The sequence below is a fragment of the Halomonas zincidurans B6 genome (assembly GCF_000731955.1).
GTDB lineage: Bacteria > Pseudomonadota > Gammaproteobacteria > Pseudomonadales > Halomonadaceae > Modicisalibacter > Modicisalibacter zincidurans.
Genome location: NZ_JNCK01000001.1, coordinates 166,623 through 187,128 on the forward strand (window position 1 = coordinate 166,623; position 20,506 = coordinate 187,128).

The window sequence follows — 20,506 nt, forward strand, 5'->3', positions numbered from 1 at the left end:
AGGTTAGTCAATGAAGGTTCTGATCATCGGCGGCGGTGGCCGCGAGCACGCGCTGGCCTGGAAAGCCGCTCAGTCGCCCTACGTGGATTGCGTCTATGTCGCCCCCGGCAACGCCGGCACGGCGCGCGAATCCAAGCTGACCAACGTGGCGATCGCCGCCGACGACCTGGCCGAGCTCGAAGCCTTCGCCCGCGCGCAGGCCATCGGGCTGACCATCGTCGGTCCCGAGGCGCCGCTGGTCGCCGGGGTGGTCGATCGCTTCCGCACCGCCGGCCTGACAATCTTCGGGCCGACCCAGGCGGCGGCCCAGCTCGAGGGCTCCAAGGCGTTCACCAAGGACTTCCTGGCCCGCCACGCGATCCCCAGCGCCGAGTACGCGACCTTCACCGCCGTCGAGCCGGCGCTGGCCTACCTGGCCGAGCGCGGCGCGCCGATCGTCATCAAGGCCGACGGACTGGCGGCCGGCAAGGGCGTGATCGTGGCCATGAGCGACGCCGAGGCCGAAGCGGCGATCCGCGACATGCTCGAGGTCAACGCCTTCGGCGACGCCGGCGCCCGGGTGGTGATCGAGGAGTTCCTTGACGGCGAGGAGGCCAGCTTCATCGTCATGGTCGACGGCGAACACGTCTTGCCGATGGCCACCAGCCAGGACCACAAGCGCGCCGGCGATGGCGATACCGGTCCCAACACCGGCGGCATGGGCGCCTACTCGCCGGCGCCGGTGGTCACCGAGACGGTCTACCGGCGGGTCATCGACGAGGTGATCCTGCCCACGGTGCGCGGCATGGCCGCCGAGGGCCATCCCTACTCAGGCTTTTTGTACGCCGGGTTGATGATCGATGCTCAGGGCGCGCCCAAGGTGATCGAATACAACTGTCGCTTCGGCGATCCCGAGACCCAGCCGATCCTGATGCGTCTCAAGAGCGATCTGGTCAAGCTGTGCCTGGCCGGTGCCGAGGGGCGGCTGGATGGCGAGACCTGCGAGTGGGACGCGCGCGCCGCAGTGGGTGTGGTGATGGCCGCCGGCGGCTATCCGGGCAGCTACCGCAAGGGCGATGCGATCGACGGGCTGGACGCCGCCGAGGCCGTCGGCTGCAAGGTCTTCCATGCCGGCACGGCGGAAGACGACCAAGGTCGGATCGTCACCAGCGGCGGGCGCGTGCTATGCGTAACCGCCCTGGGCGAGCGGGTCTCGCGGGCTCGCGATCGTGCCTACGATGGAGTCGCCGCGATCCACTGGGACGAAGCCCTCTATCGTCGCGACATCGCCTATCGGGCGGTGGCCCGGGAATCCTGACGCCTGGCGCGCGCGTCCACTGACAGGGAGTTGACCATGCAACGCCTCGAGCTCGAGTTTTTGCAAGCCCAGTGCCTGCATCGGTACGCCCTGGCCGCCGCTTCGCGCGTGGGAGCCCACTGAGATGTCCCGCGAGTATCCGATCGTCGCGGTGACCGGCTCGTCGGCCGCCGGCACCACCACCGTGCGACGTACCTTCGAGCGCATGTTCACCCGCGAGGACGTCCATGCCGCCTTCGTCGATGGCGACGCCTTTCATCGCTACACCAAGGAAGAGCTGACGCGGATCTTCCGCGAGGAGCCCGAGCGCACCGACGAGCTCTCGCACTTCGCGGTGGGCGCCAACCTGCTCGATCGGCTCGGAGCGCTGTTCCAGGAGTACGGTGAGCAGGGCACCGGCACCTACCGCCATTACATCCATGCCGAAGACAAGCGCATGATCGAGGCCGGCTACAAGGTCGGCACCTTCACCGAGTGGCAGGACCTGCCGTGCGGTACCGACCTGCTGTTCTACGAGGGGCTGCACGGCGGCCTGGTCACCGGCGACTGCGATATCGCCCGGCATGTCGACCTGCTGGTCGGCGTGGCCCCGACCATGAACCTCGAGTGGATTCAGAAGATCGATCGTGACACCAAGCTGCGTGGTTATACTCAGGAGGCGGTGATCGACACCATCCTGGGGCGCATGCACGACTACGTGCGCTACATCCAGCCGCAATTCTCGCGCACCCACATCAATTTCCAGCGCGTGCCCACGGTGGATACCTCCAACCCGTTCGAGATCCAGGATATCCCCACCGACGCTGAATCGTTCGTGGTGATCCGTTTCCGCGATCCGTCGACGGTGGATTTCCCTTATTTGCTGGCGATGATTCAGGATGCCTTCATGAGCCGTCCGCACACCCTGGTGGTGCCCGGCGCGCGGCTGTCGCTGGCGATGGAGCTGATCCTCGGCCCGCTGGTGCGTCACCTGCTGGCCCAGCGACGCTTTCGTTGACGCCGGTTTAACCCCCCCCCGCCGGGAGAACGATGATACGACGTGGCAAGGTGACCATCACCGATATCGCCAAACATGTGGGCATGACCAACATGACGGTATCGCGTGCGCTAAATAAGCCGGACAAGGTCAAGCCGGAAACTCGCGAACGAATCCTCGCGGCAGCAAGCCAGTTGGGCTATGTGCCGAATGCCTTCGCCAGCCATCTGCGCAGTCGTAAGAACCGCTTGGTCGGGCTGGTTACCGCCAGCGTCGATAACCCTTTCTACAGTGAGGTCATCAAGGCGATTTCGCGCAGTGCCGCGCAGCACGATTATACGATCATGCTGATCGACACCGACGGTTCGGCCGAACTCGAGGCGGTGGCGATCGAGACCCTGCTCAGCTATCAGGTCGCTGGCATCATCCTTTCACCGGTCTCCGATGATGCGGGGTATCGGCCCGCTTATCTCGAGCGGCTGCGAGCGGCTCACCTGCCGATGGTGATGATCGACCGGATCCTGGATGTCGGCGACTTTAGTCGCGTGGTGCTGGACAACCACCATGCCGGGCGACTACTCGGTGAGTGGCTGGTTCGCCAGGAGGTCGGACAGGTGCTGGCGCTTACGGGGCCGAGTGGCTCTCGGATCACGCAGGATCGTATGGCTGGCCTGGTGGCGGCTTATGAGGCGGCGGGCAAGACGTTGTCGCTGGAACAGCGCCCCGGCGATTACACGTTGCAGCCAGGCTATCGTGATATGTCCGCTTACTTGGCTCGGGAGCCCCCCCCCGAGGCGGTCTTCGGCTTCAACCAGTTGATTACCTTGGGGGCCATGCGCGCCCTGCATGACGCTCAGATAGACTGGGACGCCGTCAAGGTGGTAGGGGTCGATCGCCTGCCCTATGCCGATATCTTCGATGTATCTGTACCCTGTGCTGCCCATGACACTTATCGGGCGGGGCACGAGGCGATTCAATTGCTCTTCGAGCGGATCAACGACTCCACGTCTCCCGTGCGCGAAGTCGTGATCGCTGCCGATCTTGTTTGACATCCTGATCGGCTGAACGGCATCGACACCGCACGAACAGTGATCAGCGTGCGGTGTAGCCGCCGTCGATCGGCAGGCAGGTACCGCTGATCATCGAAGCGGCCGAACTCAGCAGAAAGGCCACCGGCTGCGCGACCTCGCGGGGGGCGGCAAAGCGTCCCAGCGGGATCGCCGCCAGCATGGGGTCGCGTTTGGCGGGCTCTGACCAGGCGCGCGCGGCCATCGGGGTTAGGGTCACGGTGGGATTGACGCTGTTGACGCGAATGCCCTGTGGCCCCAGTTCGAGACACAGGACGCGCGTCATTGCGTCCATCGCCGCCTTCGAGGCGCAATAGCCGAGATGATTCTCCAACGCGACCATGGCCGCCTGGCTGGAGACGTTGACGATGCTGCCCTGGCGTCCGGCCGCCAGCATGTTGTTGGCGGCCTCGCGAGCCACGATCGTAGCGGCACGCAAGTTGGTTGCCATCATCGCGTCGAGGTCCGCGGCGTGCAGCCGGGTGGCGGGATCGAGAATCGAGATGCCTGCGCAGTTGACCAGACCGTCAAGAGCCGGGAGGTCGGCGAAAGCCGCTGTAATCGCGTACTCGTCGGTGATGTCCAGGGCCACGGTACGGGCGCCCAGTTCGTGTTCGAGGGCCTTGAGACGCTCCTGGTTACGGCCGAATAGCACTAGATCGGCGCCGCACTCGCGCAACAGTCGGGCGATTTCCAGGCCGATGCCGCTGGTCGCCCCGGTCACCAGGAAGTGCTTCCCCCGAAGTTCGAAATCCATGATCTGTCCTTCAATGGGCTGTCATCGCACCGGCGTCACTGAGCCGGTGCATGATGGGCTTGAGAGTGGGGTAGAGTTGGCAATAGAGCGCGAAGAGTTCGTCGTAGCGGGCTGCCGCTTGTGGATCGGGTGTGGCCCGCTCATCGAGGTTGCCATGACGGTTGGTAGCTGAGATGTCGAGCAGATCGACGGCTTGGCCGGCCAGCAGGCCGGCGCCCAGGGCCGCTTCCACGTCCTCGCGGTAGGTATAGACGGGCAGTTGGGTTACGTCGGCGATGATCTGCATCCAGAGGTTTGAACGGGTGGCGCCGCCGACCACGACCAGGTAGGGGTCGAGCACTTCCCCCTGTTGGCTGCCGGCTTCCATGTTATGACGCAGGGCGAAGGTCACGCCTTCGAGTACGGCGCGATACAGGTGAGGGCGTCGGTGATAAAGGCTCAAACCGATGAAGCAGGCACTGGCCCGGGCGTCCCATACCGGACTGCGTTCGCCCATCAGGTAGGGCAGAAACAGCAAGCCATCGGCGCCCGGGGGAAGCTCTCGGGCGGGCGGCTCGAGCCGATCGTAGACGCTGCCATGCTCCCCGGCCGCGGCCCTGTCCTCGCCGCACAGAGTATCGACGAACCAACTGACCGAAGCCCCGGCGGTCAGCGCGCCGCCAAAGGTATATAGATCCCGGTCTCCATTCAGTACATGCGGCATGCTTATCAGCCCCTGGTCGGCATCGACGTGCTGGTTGATCACCCCCCAGCACATACTGGTGCCGATCATGGCAACGTGATTGCCGGGCCGGGTCGCCCCCGCCGCCAACGTGGCCATCGCCGCATCGACCCCGCCGGCGATCACCGGAATGCCGGCGGGCAGGCCTAGTTCGTCGGCCAGCGCGGGCAGCAGGCCGCCAACGGTCGCACCAGAGTCGACCAGTCGGGAAGGCATCTTGTCCTGCTCGAGTCCCAGGGCCTCGAGCATTTCCGTCGACCAGTCGCGTGCCGCGAGGTCGTAGACGCCGCCGATGTTACCGGCCGAACTGTGGTCGATGGCGATCTCGCCACTCAGGCGATAGTTGATGTAGCTGTTGGGTGGCAGCAGATAGCGGGTGCGTTTCCAGATTTCCGGGCGCTCGGCCTTAAGCCACATCATCTTGGTGAAGCCGTAGTAGCTGTCCACGCCATTGCCGGTGACGCTTCCCAGTCGAGTCAGGTCGATGTGCTCCTTCACCCACTGGACCTGGGCCTCCGCACGGCGATCCATCCAGATCAGGCAGGGGTGAACGGGCTGGATCTCGGCGTCGACCGGGATTCCCGAGCCGCCATAGAGGCTGCTGACACACAGTCCCTTGACGCCTCGGGGATCGACCTCGGAGGCTTCCAGGCAGGCCCTGATGCAGTTGAGTACGGCCTCCCACCATACGTTCGGCCACTGCTCGGCCCAGAGTGGACGTGGGGTGTCGACCCGGTAGCCCTGGCCATGCTCGGCCAGGATCCGGCCTTGGCGATCGATTACCACTGCCTTGGTGCTTTGGGTGCCGATGTCGATCCCGATAACGGTTTCCATGCAGATACCCCTTGCGCTTGAGGGTGGCCTTGAGCTGGCTGGTGGTCAGGTCGTGCGCTTGCGGCTTATGTAGATTGCCAGCAGGATGATCAGGCCTTTGACAACGTTCTGGAGGTAGGGAGAGACGCCCATCAGATTGAGACCGTTGTTGAGCACGCCGAGCAGCAAGGCCCCGACCAGGGTGCCGAGTATCATGCCTCGCCCACCGGTGATGGCGGCTCCACCCAGTACTACGGCGGCGATGGCATCTAGCTCGAAGCCGACCCCGGCATTAGGCTGGCCGCTCATCAGGCGAGAGGTGATGACCAGTCCAGCGATGGCCGCGGTAGTGCCGCTCAGGGTGTAGACCAGCAGCTTGTAGCGCGAGACGCGAATGCCAGACAGTCGGGTGGCTTCTTCGTTACCGCCGATGGCGTACAGGTAGCGTCCGGTGGCGGTATGGCTGAGCAGTACATATCCGAGTGCGTAGACGGCGAACATGATCAGGATGGGCATTTCGATACCGGCCAGGGTGCCACGACCGAAGAAGGCGAACTCCGAGGGTAACCCGGAAATCGGGTAGCCGCCGGTGTAGATCAGCCCGAGCCCGCGGGCGATGCCCATGGTGGCCAGGGTGACGATGATCGGCGGCATACCGGCGAAGGCAATGAAGAGACCGTTGAAGGCCCCGAAGGCGGCACCGACCAGCAGCCCCAGAATGATCGCCAGCGAGGGCGGGACACTGGCGACCATCAATCCGGCCATGACCGTTCCCGACAGGGCCATCACCGGTCCCACTGAGAGGTCGATACCCCCGGTCAGGATGGCCAGGCTCATTCCCACCGCGATGATCGCAATGATCGACACTTGTCGCACCAGATTGATCTGATTGCTTAAAGTAAGAAAATTGTCATTGATTAATGCCATGGCGATGAAGACTGTGACGAGGCCGATCAGCGGGTAGAAAATCGGGGTGCGGCGCCAGCGAGCCAGTCGCATGTTGAGTGACTGGCGGGCTGTGCCGGGCGTTGAGGCGAGCTGGCTCATTGGCTGAGTCCCCCCGTGGCATGGTGCATAATTGTTTGTGAGTTTAGATCGCCACCCTTGAGTTCGGCAGCGATCCGCCCGTGGTGGAAGACAGCGGCGCGATCACACAGGCCGATCACTTCGGGGAGCTCCGAGGAGATCAAAATGATCGCCACGCCTTTGGCGGTGAGCTCCTTCATCAGCGCGTAGATTTCCGCCTTTGCACCGACGTCGATGCCGCGGGTTGGCTCATCGAAGATCAGCACTTTGCACCGATGACCTAGCCAGCGGGCGATGACCACCTTTTGCTGGTTGCCGCCACTGAGTTCGCCAACCGGGGTCTCGGGACCGGGCGCTTTGACGCGCACCGATGCCATCAACTTTGCGGCGGTACGCGACTCCTCGTTGCGCCTAATAAACGGCAGGGCGGCCTGGAATTGCGTCAAATTGTTCAACGAGATGTTGTCGCGACACGAGAACGGAAGGATCAGCCCCTGGGTCTTGCGGCTTTCCGGCAACAACCCGATCCCCTGCTCCAAGGCGGTGGCGGGGTGGCGGAGCCTGACTGGCTTACCCTCCATGCTGACCTTGGCGTTCACGGGGCGCGTCGCGCCGATCAGCCCCATGGCCAGCTCCGTGCGGCCGGAGCCCACCAAACCCGCAAAGCCGAGGATCTCGCCTCGGTGGAGCTTCAGCGAGTGCTCAGGACCATTGGCGTGGAGGCGTAAGGCCTGTATATCCAGTACCACATTGCGGTAATCAGCATCGCAACGATGCGCAGGGAAGATGTTCTCGACGCGGCGGCCGACCATTTTCTCGATCAGATCGTCGCGAGTAGTCGCGGTGATGTCACAATTGTCGACCTTCTCGCCATCGCGCATTACGGTGACGCGATCGCAGATAGTGAAGATCTCCTCCATGTGGTGGGAGATGAATACCATGCCGACCTGCTGGTCGCGCAATTCGCGCATGATGGTGAACAGGTGGTCGGCTTCGCTGGGCGTCAGAGTCGCGGTCGGTTCGTCTAGAACCAGGATGCGGGCATCCAGCGAAAGGGCCTTGGCGATCTCGATGAACTGCTGGTCGGCGACGCTCAGTTCGGCGATGGAACAGTCCAGGGGAATCGAGATCTTGAGGCGGTCGAACAGACGTTGTGCCTCGCGGATCATGCCGGGCTTATCGCGTAGCCCGAGCCGGTTGCGTCGCTCGTGTCCAAGGAAGATATTATCCACGGCATCCAAGTCGGGGATCAGGCTGAATTCCTGGAAGATGATGCCGATTCCGGCATCGAGGGCATCCTGATAGCCGTGGAAGTTGCATGCTTTGCCATCGATTACGATGTCCCCCTCGTCCTGGCGGTAGATGCCGCAAAGGATCTTCATCAGGGTCGACTTGCCGGCCCCGTTCTCGCCGAGCAGGGCATGTACCTCTCCAGCGTGGACATCGAAAGACACATCCTGCAGAGCTTTCACCCCGGGAAACGACTTCGAGATATGCCTTAGGGAAAGTAATGGAGTCATGGGGATACTCGCGTGTGCCGCTCCGGGCGGCACACGTTGTCAGCGTCTACGGTAGGGTTACCAGCTGAAGTCGGCGGCCTTTTCGCGGTCGATCAGCTTCACGTCGATTGGGATTTCCGCAGGAACGTTGCTGGCGCCCCAGTATTTGGCCAGACCGAGACCGAGCCCCAGGCGTACCATATCGCGGGGGTACTGAGCCGAGGTGGCTATGAACGGTGAATTGGCCTCCTGGATCTTGCTAATAGCCTCGGGATGACCGTCTACACTGACTAGCTTTATGTCTTTACCGCTGGCTTCTATGGCAACCAAGGCGCCGAGTGAGCCGATGTCATTGACGCTAAAAATGCCGTCCAGATCCGGGTTCGCTTGGATGATATTCTCGGTCACTGTCATGGCCTGGGCGCGCTCCTGGCGTCCGTTCTGCTTGTCGACGATCTCGATGCCGGAATATTCGCCGAGCGCGGCGGTGCAGCCATCGATGCGCTGCAAGATCGGTACGACAGGAATACCGTCCAACAAGGCCACTTGGCCTTCCCCATCGAGTTTCTGAGCCAGGTAATCGCATGACTTGTAGCCGGCGTCGTAGTTCTTGGAGCCCACGAAGCCATCTACTGGCCCTTTGGCCTGGGCATCGATTGCTATGGTGGTGACGCCGGCTTCCTTGGCGGCCAATACTGCCGTCTCGACGCCGACAGAATCAGCTGGGTTGAGCAGCAGGATGTCGACACCCCGTTGGATCATGTCTTCGACATCGCTGACCTGCTTGGCGACGTCATGGCGGGCATCGGTGATGATAACTTCGGCCCCTATGCTTTCAGCAGCACTCTCGAGCGCTTTCTGCATGGTCACAAAATACTGATTGTTGAGTTCTTGAAAGGACATACCGATTGTCAGAGTATCCTCATCTGCCACCACAGTGCCCGTAGCCAGCATGCTTACGCAGGCGGTGGCGAGGGCTGTCTTGCGGGCGTGTACTGTCAACTCGGGGATTTTCATGTTTGGCTCCAGATTTGTTCTTGTCACATTTGGGATAGGTAATTGTAGATACTGCCAAAATGTTAACGTCAACATTTTGAAGGCTAGTAAGCCCCAAGAAGCGAGTCAATGGCCCTGCGACCAATGTCTAGTCATCTTGTGAGCCCAATTGGTAGAAATCGATGGAGCTGCTGCCGGGTGTGCTATCTACATGTCGAAATTGCTTGGCAGGACCACCATGTCACGAATAGTTACGTTGCGAGGGCGGGTCAGCATATACAGGATGGCATCTGCTACCTCGGCCGGTTCGATGATGCTGCCCGACTCCTTGGCCTTTCGCAGGTTGTCCTCGGGCCAGTCGGCCAGCAGGGCGCTGTTGACGGGGCCGGGCGAGACCGAGGCGACACGGATGCCATGCCTGAGGACTTGGCGGCGCACGGTCTGGACGAAGCTGGTCATGGCCCACTTTGAGGAGGCGTAGACCGGCTCCCAGGGGACGGGAAAATGCCCGGCTACAGAGCTCGTTACCATGATGTCGCCAGTGCCACGCTCGATCATGTGTGGCAGGACATTATGGACGTTCTTCATCACTACACTGACGTTAAGGCTCACCATTCGGTCGATCGAGTCTGGGTCGGCATCGATCAAGTCGCCACCGATGTAGCTGCCGGCATTGGCGTGGAAGATGTCGAGCTGACCCGCCTTCTCCAGGACACGTGACAGCAGCGTCGCGCAGTCCTGCGGGTCGAGCAGGTCGATAACCAGCGGCATTGCGGCCTCGCCGAGTTCCTTGCAGGCCGACTCAAGGGTGGACTCGTCGCGATCGATAAGCACCACACGGGCGCCCGAGGAAATCATTGCTTTTACGCTGGCTAGCCCGATGCCCGATGCCGCTCCGGTTACGGCTGCCACCTTGCCAGTCAAATCATTCGCCATTTAGTTCTCTCCCTATTTGGCTCGCCGCCCCGTAGCCGAGACAGTTCGCTTTCTTACCGGTCAGAGCCGTCATTCGGCGCTGCAGGCCGGGCCAGATTCGTCTTTATACTATTAACTAACGAACTATTTCATGCTGACGCTATAAGTAATGTTAACGTCAACATTTATAGATGTTAGGCAACACCCTCAAGGAGGGCAATATCGATTCGACCAATGTCTAGCGCCGTTGGGTGCTGAATTAGCGATGATCTCGAAGGGTGTCGCAGCCTGACAATATTAGCGGGAAGGGTTACCCTCAGAACCAGCCAAGGTTCCTTCCTTTGTTGCCAGCCTTATGAGAGCCAATCATGAATTGCCTGTTCTGCAAGATGATCAAGCGCGAGATCGAGCCCGACGTGGTCTACGAGGACGACCACGTGCTGGCCTTCAACGACATCAACCCGCAGGCGCCACGCCATGTGTTGATCGTGCCCAAGAAGCACATCGCCACCTTGAACGCCATCGAGGAGGGCGATCTGGCCCTGGTCGGCCGGCTGCAGTACACCGCCGCCAAGCTGGCCCGCGAGTTCGGCTTCGCCGACGATGGCTATCGCGTGGTGATGAACTGCAATGAAGATGGCGGCCAGTCGGTCTATCATATACACATGCACCTGCTGGGCGGCCGCCGCTTTACCTGGCCGGCTGGGTAGCCGGCGATCGGCGCACGAGTCGCGATCTTCAGAGCGCGCGTCTCCAACGGGGCATACCGGGCCGTTCACGACCGTGCGTCGCGTGCGGCCCGTCTCGTCATGACGCCGATTGATGCCACGCCGCCCTCATGTTTCCCTCATGTTGCCTTATCGATCGAGGAAACCGCCATGCTTCGCAAGCTGACACGCCGCGATCAGCTGATCCACCAGTTCGATACCGTGCTGCGCACCCTGGTGCCGCATGCCGCCCAACCCTCGCGGCCGTCGCCCGCCGGTGCTACCCGTGACGAGTCGCTGGATGAGTTCGAGCGCCGCCACGCCGCCGGGCTGATGCGCATCAACCATACTGGCGAGGTATGCGCCCAAGCGCTCTATCAGGGCCAGGGGCTGACCGCCAAGCTGGCCGACACCCGTGCGCAGATGGAGCAGGCCGCGCAGGAGGAGATCGATCACCTGGCCTGGTGCGATGCGCGACTGGTCGAGCTCGACGGACGAACGAGCTATCTCAACCCGCTGTTCTACGCCGCCTCGTTCGGCATGGGCGCGCTGGCCGGCGCGGTCGGCGATCGGCTCAGCCTGGGCTTCGTCAATGCCACCGAGGAGCAGGTCGGCAAGCATCTCGACGCGCACCTCGAGCAGTTGCCGCGCGGCGACAGGCGCTCCCGCGAGGTGCTCGAGCAGATGCGCGAGGACGAGGCCCACCATGCGCGCTGGGCGCTCGAAGCCGGCGGCACGCGGTTCCCGGCGCCGGTCAAGTGGGGCATGTCGTGGATGTCGAAGGTAATGACCCGCAGCGTCTATCGATTCTGAGCGGCCAGCGATGAGCAAAGCGATTCACACCCGCTTGCTGGGCCATCGCCGAGGGACTCAGTCCCGCACTTCACGAGGCCATGGCGCGTGGCGGCCCGGTCGCATTGCAGGCCGATGCCGGATCGCCACTCGCCGAGCGGCTGTGCCGCTCGGTGGCCACTCAGTCACCGCCGGCTCAATAGTGGGCGACGACGGCGCTTGCGACCGCCCAACAGGGCGCCGGCGAGCAGCAGCGCGGCGCCCGCGGCGAAACCGATCTCGCCACGGTGGGTACTCGCCCATAGCTGGGCGCTTTGTGAGTGGGCCTCGGCGTTGAAACGCCCCCGGGCGCCCCGGTCGCCGGCGACCGGCTGCCACAGGTTGTCGGCGCGACTCGAATCTTCCGGCTCGCCGGTCTGCTGGCCGTCGACGGCGTTATGCGCCAGGTAACGGTCCATCAGTCCCGGCGCGAGCTTGTTGCCCCAGATGGTCAGCAGCGAGGAGACGCCGACGTAGAGCTGGCGCCGGCGATGGTGGGCTGCCCAGTAGATCGCGCGTGCGCCAACCTCGGGCTGGTAGACCGGGGCGACCGGCCGTGCGCGCTTGGGCAGATGGCTGCGGCACCAGTCGAACTGCGGCGTATTCAGCCCCGGCATCTCGACGAGCGTGACATGCACGCGGCTGCCCTCGTTGAGCAATTCGCAGCGCAGCCCTTCGGTATAGCCCTTGATGGCATGCTTGGCGCCGCAATAGGCGGTCTGCAGCGGAATCGGCCGGTAGGCGAGCGCCGAGCCGACCTGCACGATGGTCCCGCGGTCGCGGGCTCGCATGCGCTTGAGCGCCGCCAGGGTGCCGTTGACATTGCCCAGGTAAGTGACCTCGGTGACCCGCTTGAACTCCTCGGCGCTCATCGCGTGCAGCGGCGCGAACACCGTGGTCATGGCGCCGTTGATCCAGATGTCGATGGGGCCGAGCTCGGCCTCGATGCACTCGGCGGCGGCCTCGACCTGCCGGGCGTCGGCGACGTCGGCGCTGACCACCACCGTGCGGGCGCCCAGCGCCTCGACCTCGCTGCGTACCGCCTCGAGGCGATGGCCGTCGCGCCCGATCAACCCGAGATGAGCGCCGTGGCGAGCGAATTCCCGCGCCGTGGCGCGGCCCAGGCCGGCGCCGGCGCCGGTGATCACGACGATTTCCTGGTACCTGTGGTGTGCGTTCATTTCACGTCCCTGTGTACGCCATACTGGGTTTCGTTACCCTGGATCTCAGCGACGGCGGCTCAGTTTCCATAGCGCCAGCCCGGCCGCCGCCACGCTGCCGGCGATCAGCGCCGCACGCTGGTTGGCATGCCGCCGGGCCTGTCGGCGGCGACGAACGATCTCGCCCTCCGCCAGGCCGGTATGTGCCTCCGGCGCCTGATCGAGCGCCATGCGCAGCACCTCGGCGATGTGCAGCGCCTGGCGCGGCGTGGTCTGGGCGATCTGCTCGCGGCAACTGAAGCCGTTGGTGATGATCAGGGTGTCCCGGTCGGCCTCGCGGACCTTCGGCAGCAGTACCCGTTCGCCGGCCCCGATCGAGACGTCGTACTTGGCTTTTTCGAAGCCGAACGAGCCGGACATCCCGCAGCAGCCGGAGTCGGCGATCTGATAGTCGAGTCCCATCCGTTCCATCAGGGTCTGCTCGGCGGACAGGCCGATGACCGCCCTGTGGTGACAATGACCATGCACCAGCGCCTTGCGGTTCAGCTTCGGCGGCCGATAGTCGGCGCGCTCGATCAAAAATTCGCTGAACATCATGCTGTTGTCGCGCAGCCGCTTGGCGCGGGCATCATCCGGGAACAGGTTGGTCAGTTCGTCGCGGAACACCGAGATGCAGGACGGCTCCAGCCCGATGATGGGCATGTCCTCGGCAATGGCCGCGTGCAGCGTGGACATCACCTGTTGCAGATACGCCTTGGCGTTATCGAGCATGCCGAAATCGTACAGCGGCCGCCCGCAGCACAGTCCCTCGGGGGGAATCACTACCCGGTAGCCCGCTGCTTCAAGCACCTCGGTGGCGGCCTGCGCGGTATCCGGATAGAAGTGGTTGCAGAACGTATCTGCCCAGAGCATGACGGGGGTGGCCTGGTCGTTGACGACGGGACGCTTGGCGAACCAGGCCTTGAATGTCTGCGGTGCGTAAATCGGCGCCTTGCGTTGCCGCGGCATGGACACCACCTGCTTGGTCACGTTGCGCAGCCCCGGCGCCTGAGTGATGAAGTTGGTGACTGCCGGGATCCGCGAGGCCAGCCGCGACCAGCGGTCGATGAAGCCGAAGGCATAGTGTAACAGTGGCCGCCGATGCGCCCCGGGGGCGAAATAGTGCGACAGGAATTCCGCCTTGTAAGTGGCCATGTCGACGTTCACCGGGCAGTCGTTCTTGCAGCCCTTGCAGGCCAGACACAGCTCCAGCGATTCATGGACCTCTTGCGACTGCCAGCCGTCGGTGATTATCTCGCCGTTCATCATCTCGAACAGCAGCCGGGCGCGACCGCGGGTGGCGTGCTTCTCCTCGCGGGTGACCATGTAGCTGGGGCACATGGTGCCGCTGTCGCTGCGGCACTTGCCGACCCCCACGCAGCGGAATGCTACCCGCGCGAAACTGCGCTTGTCGTCAGGATACTTGAAGGTCGTCTCGACCTGGTGCGGTGCGTAGTTGACCAGACGCAGGTTCTCGTCGAGCCGGTAGGGGTCGATGACCTTGCCGGGGTTCATCTTCCAGTCCGGATCCCAGATGCGCTTGAATTCGCGGAACGCCGCGATCAGCTCCGGGCCGTACATGCGCTCCAGCAGTTCGCCGCGCGCCTGGCCATCGCCATGTTCGCCCGACAGCGAGCCGCCATAGGACACCACCAGGTCGGCCGCCTCCTGGGCGAAGCGCCGATACTTCTCGACGCCCGCCTGCGACTGCAGGTCGAAGTTGATGCGCGAATGGATGCATCCCTGGCCGAAGTGGCCATACATCGAGCCGACGTAATCGTACTTCTTGTACAGCTCCTTGAGATCGCGCACATAGTCGCCGACCTGGTCGGGCGGTACGGCGGAATCTTCCCAGCCGGGCCAGTGCGGCTGCTGCTCGGGCGGCGGGAAGGCGGTCGCCCCCAGCCCCGCCTTGCGCACCTGCCAGAAGCTGGCGGCCTTGGCCTTGTCATCGATGGTTTCGTAATCGACGATCTGGCTGCTGGCGTGCTTCAGCTTGTCGATCATGCGCCGTGCCTGGGCGCCGGTGTCGTCCGAATTCTCGCCGCCGAACTCGACCAGCAGGAAGGCGTCGCCCCTGGGCAGTTCGCCCAGGGCTTGCTCGTTCATGTGTTCGGTGGCTTCGTTATCGAACAGGCGCTTGTCGATGGCTTCCAGGGCGATCGGCCTGGACTCGAGGATCGTCGGCACGTGATCGCCGGCCTCCTCGACGTTGTCGAACCCGACCACCATCAGCGTGCGGTGCGGTGCATTATCGGTCAGTTTGAGTGTGGCGTGCAGCACCGTCATGCAAGTGCCTTCGGTCCCGCACAAGGCGCTGGCGAGGTTGAAGCCACGTTCCGGCAGCAGGTCGTCCAGGTTGTAGCCCGAGACGCGCCGCGGCATGTGCGCGATCTGCGGGTAGCGCTGGCGGATCTGCTCGATGGACCTGTCGCGCAGGTTCTTCAACCTGAGGAAGATGTCGCCCTGGCGGCCGCCGCCGGCGATGATCTCGTCGATCTCCTGCTCGCTGTAGCCATCCTTGAGCGTCATGCGCACGCCATCGTAGGTGAGGATGTCCAGCGCATGCACGTTGTCGCAGGTGCGCGGGCCGTGGCCATAGCATTGGGCCTGGACGGAGTGAACGCCGCAGGAGTTGTTGCCGATATTGCCGCCGATGGTGCACCACTCATGTGTCGACGGGTCGGGGGGGAAGACCAGGTTGTACTTGCCCAGCGCCTGGTTGACCTTGTCGTTGATTGCCCCGGGTTGCACGGTGACACGCTTGCTCTCGGTGTCGATGTCGACGATCCGGTCAAGGTACTTGGAGTGATCCATGACCACTGCATGGTTGACCGTCTCCCCCGACAGGCTGGTACCCGCCCCCCGGGACAGGATCGGCACGCCATGGGCATGACAGATGCGATGGATGGCGACGATGTCGTCCACCGTTCTGGGAATCGTCACGCCGATCGGCGGCTGGCGATAGTTGGAGGCGTCGTTGGCATACAATGCCCGACTGCCAGCGTCGAAGCTCACCTCGCCCTCGATGGCATCGGCCAGTTCACGGGCCAGCTCACGGTACGCGTGCGTCTCGCCCCGGGTCGCCGCGGGAGCGGTTTTCATTATCAGATCGTTCATCGCCAGTTCCTTGCTCGGTAGGCACCTTGTAGGCCGACACCCGAAGCGCTTCGATCGGAATAGCTGTTTCCATCATCGAAATACCCCGGTTGTCAGTGCTTGCGCGTCTTGGGAATGAACTCCCGGGCGAACTGACGGAACGAGGCCTTGACGGTGCCCAGTGCCTCCGGGTCTCCGTGCATCAGCGCCGACATGTAGGCCTTGGCCTGCTCGCGCTTGATGTGTGGCGGAATCGGTGGAATGTTGGGGTCGGTCTTGACCTCCAGCACCACAGGGCGATCGGCATTCAGGGCGCGGTCCCAGGCACCCGCCAAGGCTTCGGATTCGGTGACCTTGATGCCTTTCAGACCGATCAGCTCGGCATAGTCGGCATAAGGAAAGTCAGGAATGTTCTGTGACGCCTCGTATTTCGGATCGCCTTCCTGAACACGCATCTCCCAGGTCACCTGGTTAAGATCCTGGTTATTGAGCACCATGACGATCAGTCGCGGATCGGACCAGCGCTGCCAGTACTTGGCGATGGTCACCAGTTCGGCATTGCCGTTCATCTGCATCGCGCCGTCACCGACCATGGCGATCACTGTGCGTTGTGGATGGGCGAACTTGGCGGCGATCGCATAGGGCACGCCATTGCCCATGGTCGCCAGGCCGCCCGAAAGCGAGGCCATCATGCCGCGGCGCAACTTCAGATCGCGCGCGTACCAGTTGGCCGCCGAGCCGGAGTCGCTGGTCAGGATGCAGTTGTCGGGCAGCTTGGGCGACAGCTCCCAGAACACGCGCTGCGGATTGACCGGATCGGCATCGGCCATGGCGCGCTCCTCGAGCACCTCCCACCACTGGGCGACGCTCTTCTCGATGTGCTCGCGCCAGGAGCGATCGGTCTTCTGTTCAAGGTGCGGTAGCAGTGCCTGCAGCGTGGTTGCGCTGTCGCCGACCAGATTGACTTCCATGGGGTAGCGCATGCTCAGCATGCGACCGTCGATGTCGATCTGCACGCCGCGCGCCTGGCCTTCTTCGGGCAGGAACTCGGAGTACGGGAAACCGGAACCGATCATCAGCAGCGTGTCGCAGTTCGACATCAGCTCCCAGCTCGGGTTGGTGCCGAGCAGGCCAATCGAGCCGGTAACGAATGGCAAGTCGTCCGGCAGCGCCGCACGCCCCAGCAATGCCTTGGCCACCCCGGCGCCGAGCGTTTCCGCTACCTGGATCACCTCATCGGTCGCATGCAGCGCCCCGGCGCCAACCAGTATCGCGACACGTTTACCTTCGTTGAGCACGGCCGCTGCCCGCTTGAGATCGTCTTCGTGCGGGGCGACACGCGGCCGGGCATAGCCAATGCCGGAGTGCACGCTGCCGTGCGAACGCGGTGGCTTCTCGACAGCCGGCTGAGACTGCAGGTCGCTGGGGATGATCACCGCCGTCACGGTGCGCTCGGAAAGCGCGATACGGATGGCCCGATCGATCAAATGACGAACCTGGGCCGGACTGGTGGCCATGTGGACGTACTCGTTGGCCACGTCCTTGTACAGCGAGACCAGATCCACTTCCTGCTGATAGTCACCGCCCAGGGCATTTCGCCCTTGCTGGCCGACGATGGCGACCACCGGCTGGTGATCCTTCTTGGCATCGTAAAGGCCGTTCAACAGGTGAATGGCCCCAGGACCGGAGGTGGCCGTGCAAACTCCCACCTCACCGGTGAACTTGGCATGGGCGCAGGCCATGAAGGCGGCCATTTCCTCATGGCGGGTCTGAATGAATTCAAACTGGTCGCCGGCACGATTGAACGCTCCCATGATGCCGTTACTGCCGTCGCCGGGATAGCCGTATATGCGCCGGACGTTCCATTGAGACAAGCGTTTCAGCAGAAAATCACTGACCGTCTCATTGCTCATGTCGAAATGCCTCCATGCACGTTCATTACATGAACCACGCCGAGCGATGATCGTTAATCATCGGTCTGGTCGATCTTGTCTATTCAAGCTAGAAGCTAGTTAAAACGATTGGCAGGGTTCAAGAAATGAAAAAAATTCATTAATAACAAAAGTTAATAAAAAGATTGGCGCGCCCCGCTACGTAGGCCCAGCGCAGAGGGCAGTGCTATGCTGATGGCTGTGGTTCCCGCACTGCCTCGGTATATGCCGAGTTGAGTGCGGGGCCTAATGATTAGGGCGGCGTCTATGCCCTAAGAAGCCGTTTGCTGGAGAGCGTTGAAGAGTTATCCGAGTAATAATAGCGAACGTGCATGAAGGTAATTGCGTTCGAAGGAGTTTTTGCATGGAAGCCGCAGCCAAACGGATCGAAGATTACGGCTTCATCGGCAATATGCGCACCGCCGCCTTGATCGATCGCGACGCCGCCATCGAGTGGTTGTGCATGCCGCGCTTCGACTCCGATGCCTGCTGCGCCGCCCTGCTCGGTGAACGGAGCAATGGCTACTGGCAGATCGCTCCCCGGGGACAGGTGATCTCGCGCTCCCGGCGCTATCGTGGCGAGACGCTGGTTCTGGAAACGCTGTTCGAAACCGACTCGGGATGCGCGGCGGTCATCGACTTCATGCCGTTGAGCCGTGAGGGTGAGGCGAGAGTCGAACTGATGCGGATAGTCGAGGGCCGCGAGGGCCGCGTGGACATGGAGTGCAACGCGCTGTTTCGCTTCGATTACGGCGATGTCACCCCGCTGCTGAGGGAAGACCGCCATGGCGTTTCGGCCATTGCCGGCGCCGATGCGCTGCGGCTATGCTCGCCGGCGTCGATGCGCTGCGACGAAGACACCCTGCATGCCGCCTTCAGCGTCGCGGCCGGCGAGTGCGTGCCCTTCACGCTGACTTGGCATGCCGCTTTCCAGCCGGCCCCCGAACCGCGCGATGCACTTCGGCTACTCGACGAGGTCGAGCGCTGGTGGCTCGAATGGAGCCGCCGCTGCGATATCGACGAGGCCTTCCGCGAACCGGTGGTGCGCTCGCTGATTACCCTCAAGGCGCTCACCGACGACCAGACCGGCGGAATGGTCGCTGCGGCGAGCTGTTCGCTGCCGGAAAGCATCGGCGGGGAACTCAACTGGGATTATCGCTATGCATGGCTGCGCGATTCCACCTTCACGCTCTATGCACTGCTGACTTCTGGCTATCGGGACGAGGCCTGCGCTTGGCGGCAATGGCTGCTGCGGGCGGCGGCCGGCGAGCCCGGCAAGCTGCAGCCGATCTACGGTATCGCCGGTGAGCGACGCGTCGACGAGCGCACGCTCGATTGGCTCTCCGGCTTCAATGGCTGCCGTCCGGTCAGGATCGGCAATGGCGCCTATCGTCAGCTCCAGCTCGACATGCATGGCGAAGTCATGGACGGCCTGCACGTCAGCCGCATGGAGGATATCGAGCCCGACGCGGATCTCTGGCGCGTCCAGTACCGGTTGGCCAAGTACGTCGAAGCGCACTGGCAGCAACCCGGGGCGGGACTGTGGGAGTTGCGCGGCCCCCAGCGACACTATACCCACTCCAAGGTCATGTCCTGGGTGGCCATCGATCGGGCCATCAAGGGGGTCGAGAACTTCGGTCTCGAGGGCGAGCTCGAGCAATGGAAGCGCTTGCGCCAGCGGATCCACGACGACGTGTGCACGCATGGCTTCAACCGCGACCGCAACAGCTTCGTCCAGCATTACGGCAGCGATGAGCTCGATGCCTCGCTGCTGTTGATGCCGCTGGTGGGCTTCCTGCCGGCCAGCGATCCGCGCATCGAGGCCACGGTCGAAGCGATTCAGCGCGAGTTGACGCATGACGGTTTCATCTACCGCTTCGTCAGCGACGCCAAGCGTCACGACCTGACGGAGGGCGAAGGCGCCTTTCTGGTCTGCTGTTTCTGGCTGGTCGACGTGTTGCTGCTGCAACAGCGGCGCGACGAGGCGCGCGCGCTGTTCGACAAGCTGCTGAGCGTACGCAACGACCTGGGGCTGCTAGCCGAGGAGTACCACCCCGTGCGGCGCTGCCTGCTGGGTAACTTCCCCCAGGCGTTCTCGCACGTGGGGTTGGTCAATAGCGCGCACAATTTCAGTGATGCGTCCCGCGGGCACAAGCCGCAGCCGGCCCGTGCGCGTCAGTCGAACTGACGATGCCGGCCCGGCCGGCCGTTGCCAGCCGTTCAGGCCTCGACGATCTCATAGGAGTGGGTCATTGCGACGCCGCCCTGGGCGAGCATGATCGAGGCGCTGCAGTACTTTTCCGCCGATAGCTCGATGGCGCGCTGGACCTGCTTTTCCTTGAGTCCGCTGCCGCTTACCGTGAAATGCACGTGGATCCTGGTGAACACGCTGGGCACGCCATCGGCGCGCTCGGCCTCGACGGCCGCGATACAGTCGCTGACCGGGGCGCGGGATTTCTCGAGAATTTCCAGCACGTCGAACGAGGTGCAGGCGCCGAGCCCCATCAGCAGCATCTCCATGGGGCGCGGGCCGGTGTTGCGGCCGCCGTGATCCGGCGGGCCATCGATGACCACGCTGTGCCCGCTGCCGGCTTCGGCGACGAACTGGCGACCGTCGGTCCACTTGACGCTGGCTTTCATGATTGGCTAATCCTCGCTGGCGGATGGCGATA

The 20,506-nt window shown here is 63.2% G+C and carries 16 protein-coding genes; 6 read left to right on the plus strand and 10 right to left on the minus strand.

Annotation, left to right across the window (positions count from 1 at the left end; genetic code table 11):
• Positions 1–10 precede the first annotated feature (10 nt).
• From purD to HALZIN_RS0100905, 3 genes are all read left to right on the plus strand, one after another.
• Positions 11–1,297: a phosphoribosylamine--glycine ligase gene (purD, locus tag HALZIN_RS0100890; protein WP_031382377.1), complete on the plus strand. Its 1,287-nt coding sequence runs from the start codon at positions 11–13 to the stop codon at positions 1,295–1,297.
• Between the two features lie 124 nt (positions 1,298–1,421).
• Complete coding sequence (locus tag HALZIN_RS0100900; RefSeq protein WP_031382378.1) at positions 1,422–2,294, plus strand: phosphoribulokinase; 873 nt, start codon at positions 1,422–1,424, stop codon at positions 2,292–2,294.
• A gap of 50 nt (positions 2,295–2,344) precedes the next feature.
• Complete coding sequence (locus tag HALZIN_RS0100905; RefSeq protein WP_231663418.1) at positions 2,345–3,322, plus strand: LacI family DNA-binding transcriptional regulator; 978 nt, start codon at positions 2,345–2,347, stop codon at positions 3,320–3,322.
• A gap of 43 nt (positions 3,323–3,365) precedes the next feature.
• Here HALZIN_RS0100905 and HALZIN_RS0100910 read toward each other — a convergent pair whose 3' ends face one another.
• The 6 genes from HALZIN_RS0100910 to HALZIN_RS0100935 form a co-directional block, all read right to left on the minus strand.
• The gene (locus HALZIN_RS0100910; RefSeq protein ID WP_031382380.1) at positions 3,366–4,097 is read right to left on the minus strand and encodes an SDR family oxidoreductase; all 732 of its coding nucleotides are present in this window, start codon (positions 4,095–4,097) and stop codon (positions 3,366–3,368) included.
• Between the two features lie 10 nt (positions 4,098–4,107).
• Complete coding sequence (locus tag HALZIN_RS0100915; RefSeq protein WP_031382381.1) at positions 4,108–5,652, minus strand: FGGY-family carbohydrate kinase; 1,545 nt, start codon at positions 5,650–5,652, stop codon at positions 4,108–4,110.
• A 45-nt stretch (positions 5,653–5,697) separates the two neighbouring features.
• Positions 5,698–6,678: an ABC transporter permease gene (locus tag HALZIN_RS0100920; protein WP_031382382.1), complete on the minus strand. Its 981-nt coding sequence runs from the start codon at positions 6,676–6,678 to the stop codon at positions 5,698–5,700.
• Positions 6,675–8,177, minus strand: a complete 1,503-nt coding sequence (locus HALZIN_RS0100925; RefSeq protein WP_031382383.1) for a sugar ABC transporter ATP-binding protein — start codon at positions 8,175–8,177, stop codon at positions 6,675–6,677. The genes HALZIN_RS0100920 and HALZIN_RS0100925 overlap by 4 nt, the downstream gene beginning before the upstream one ends.
• Before the next feature lie 57 nt (positions 8,178–8,234).
• Positions 8,235–9,173: an ABC transporter substrate-binding protein gene (locus tag HALZIN_RS0100930; protein WP_031382384.1), complete on the minus strand. Its 939-nt coding sequence runs from the start codon at positions 9,171–9,173 to the stop codon at positions 8,235–8,237.
• A gap of 186 nt (positions 9,174–9,359) precedes the next feature.
• A complete protein-coding gene (locus HALZIN_RS0100935) occupies positions 9,360–10,088 on the minus strand; it encodes an SDR family oxidoreductase (protein ID WP_031382385.1) in 729 nt (242 codons plus the stop codon).
• Between the two features lie 347 nt (positions 10,089–10,435).
• On the opposite strand from HALZIN_RS0100935, the gene HALZIN_RS0100940 reads away from it, so the two are divergent.
• A complete protein-coding gene (locus tag HALZIN_RS0100940; protein WP_031382386.1) occupies positions 10,436–10,777 on the plus strand; it encodes a histidine triad nucleotide-binding protein in 342 nt (113 codons plus the stop codon).
• A 168-nt stretch (positions 10,778–10,945) separates the two neighbouring features.
• Complete coding sequence (coq7, locus tag HALZIN_RS0100945) at positions 10,946–11,587, plus strand: 2-polyprenyl-3-methyl-6-methoxy-1,4-benzoquinone monooxygenase (RefSeq protein ID WP_031382387.1); 642 nt, start codon at positions 10,946–10,948, stop codon at positions 11,585–11,587.
• A 164-nt stretch (positions 11,588–11,751) separates the two neighbouring features.
• Here coq7 and HALZIN_RS0100950 read toward each other — a convergent pair whose 3' ends face one another.
• The 3 genes from HALZIN_RS0100950 to HALZIN_RS0100960 all read right to left on the minus strand — a co-directional run bounded on the left by HALZIN_RS0100950 (position 11,752) and on the right by HALZIN_RS0100960 (position 17,816).
• Positions 11,752–12,786: an SDR family oxidoreductase gene (locus tag HALZIN_RS0100950; RefSeq protein WP_031382388.1), complete on the minus strand. Its 1,035-nt coding sequence runs from the start codon at positions 12,784–12,786 to the stop codon at positions 11,752–11,754.
• A 45-nt stretch (positions 12,787–12,831) separates the two neighbouring features.
• Complete coding sequence (locus tag HALZIN_RS0100955) at positions 12,832–15,924, minus strand: FAD-binding and (Fe-S)-binding domain-containing protein (protein WP_084173258.1); 3,093 nt, start codon at positions 15,922–15,924, stop codon at positions 12,832–12,834.
• A 92-nt stretch (positions 15,925–16,016) separates the two neighbouring features.
• Positions 16,017–17,816 (minus strand): thiamine pyrophosphate-requiring protein, encoded by a 1,800-nt coding sequence (locus tag HALZIN_RS0100960; RefSeq protein WP_031382390.1) that lies wholly within the window; start codon positions 17,814–17,816, stop codon positions 16,017–16,019.
• A gap of 346 nt (positions 17,817–18,162) precedes the next feature.
• Here HALZIN_RS0100960 and HALZIN_RS0100965 point away from each other — a divergent pair, with 346 nt between their 5' ends.
• Entirely contained in the window at positions 18,163–20,022 is a 1,860-nt protein-coding gene (locus HALZIN_RS0100965; protein WP_268871166.1) for a glycoside hydrolase family 15 protein, read from the plus strand.
• 32 nt (positions 20,023–20,054) lie between these two features.
• On the opposite strand, the gene HALZIN_RS0100970 is transcribed toward HALZIN_RS0100965, so the two are convergent.
• Positions 20,055–20,474: an OsmC family protein gene (locus tag HALZIN_RS0100970; protein ID WP_031382392.1), complete on the minus strand. Its 420-nt coding sequence runs from the start codon at positions 20,472–20,474 to the stop codon at positions 20,055–20,057.
• Positions 20,475–20,506 lie beyond the last annotated feature (32 nt).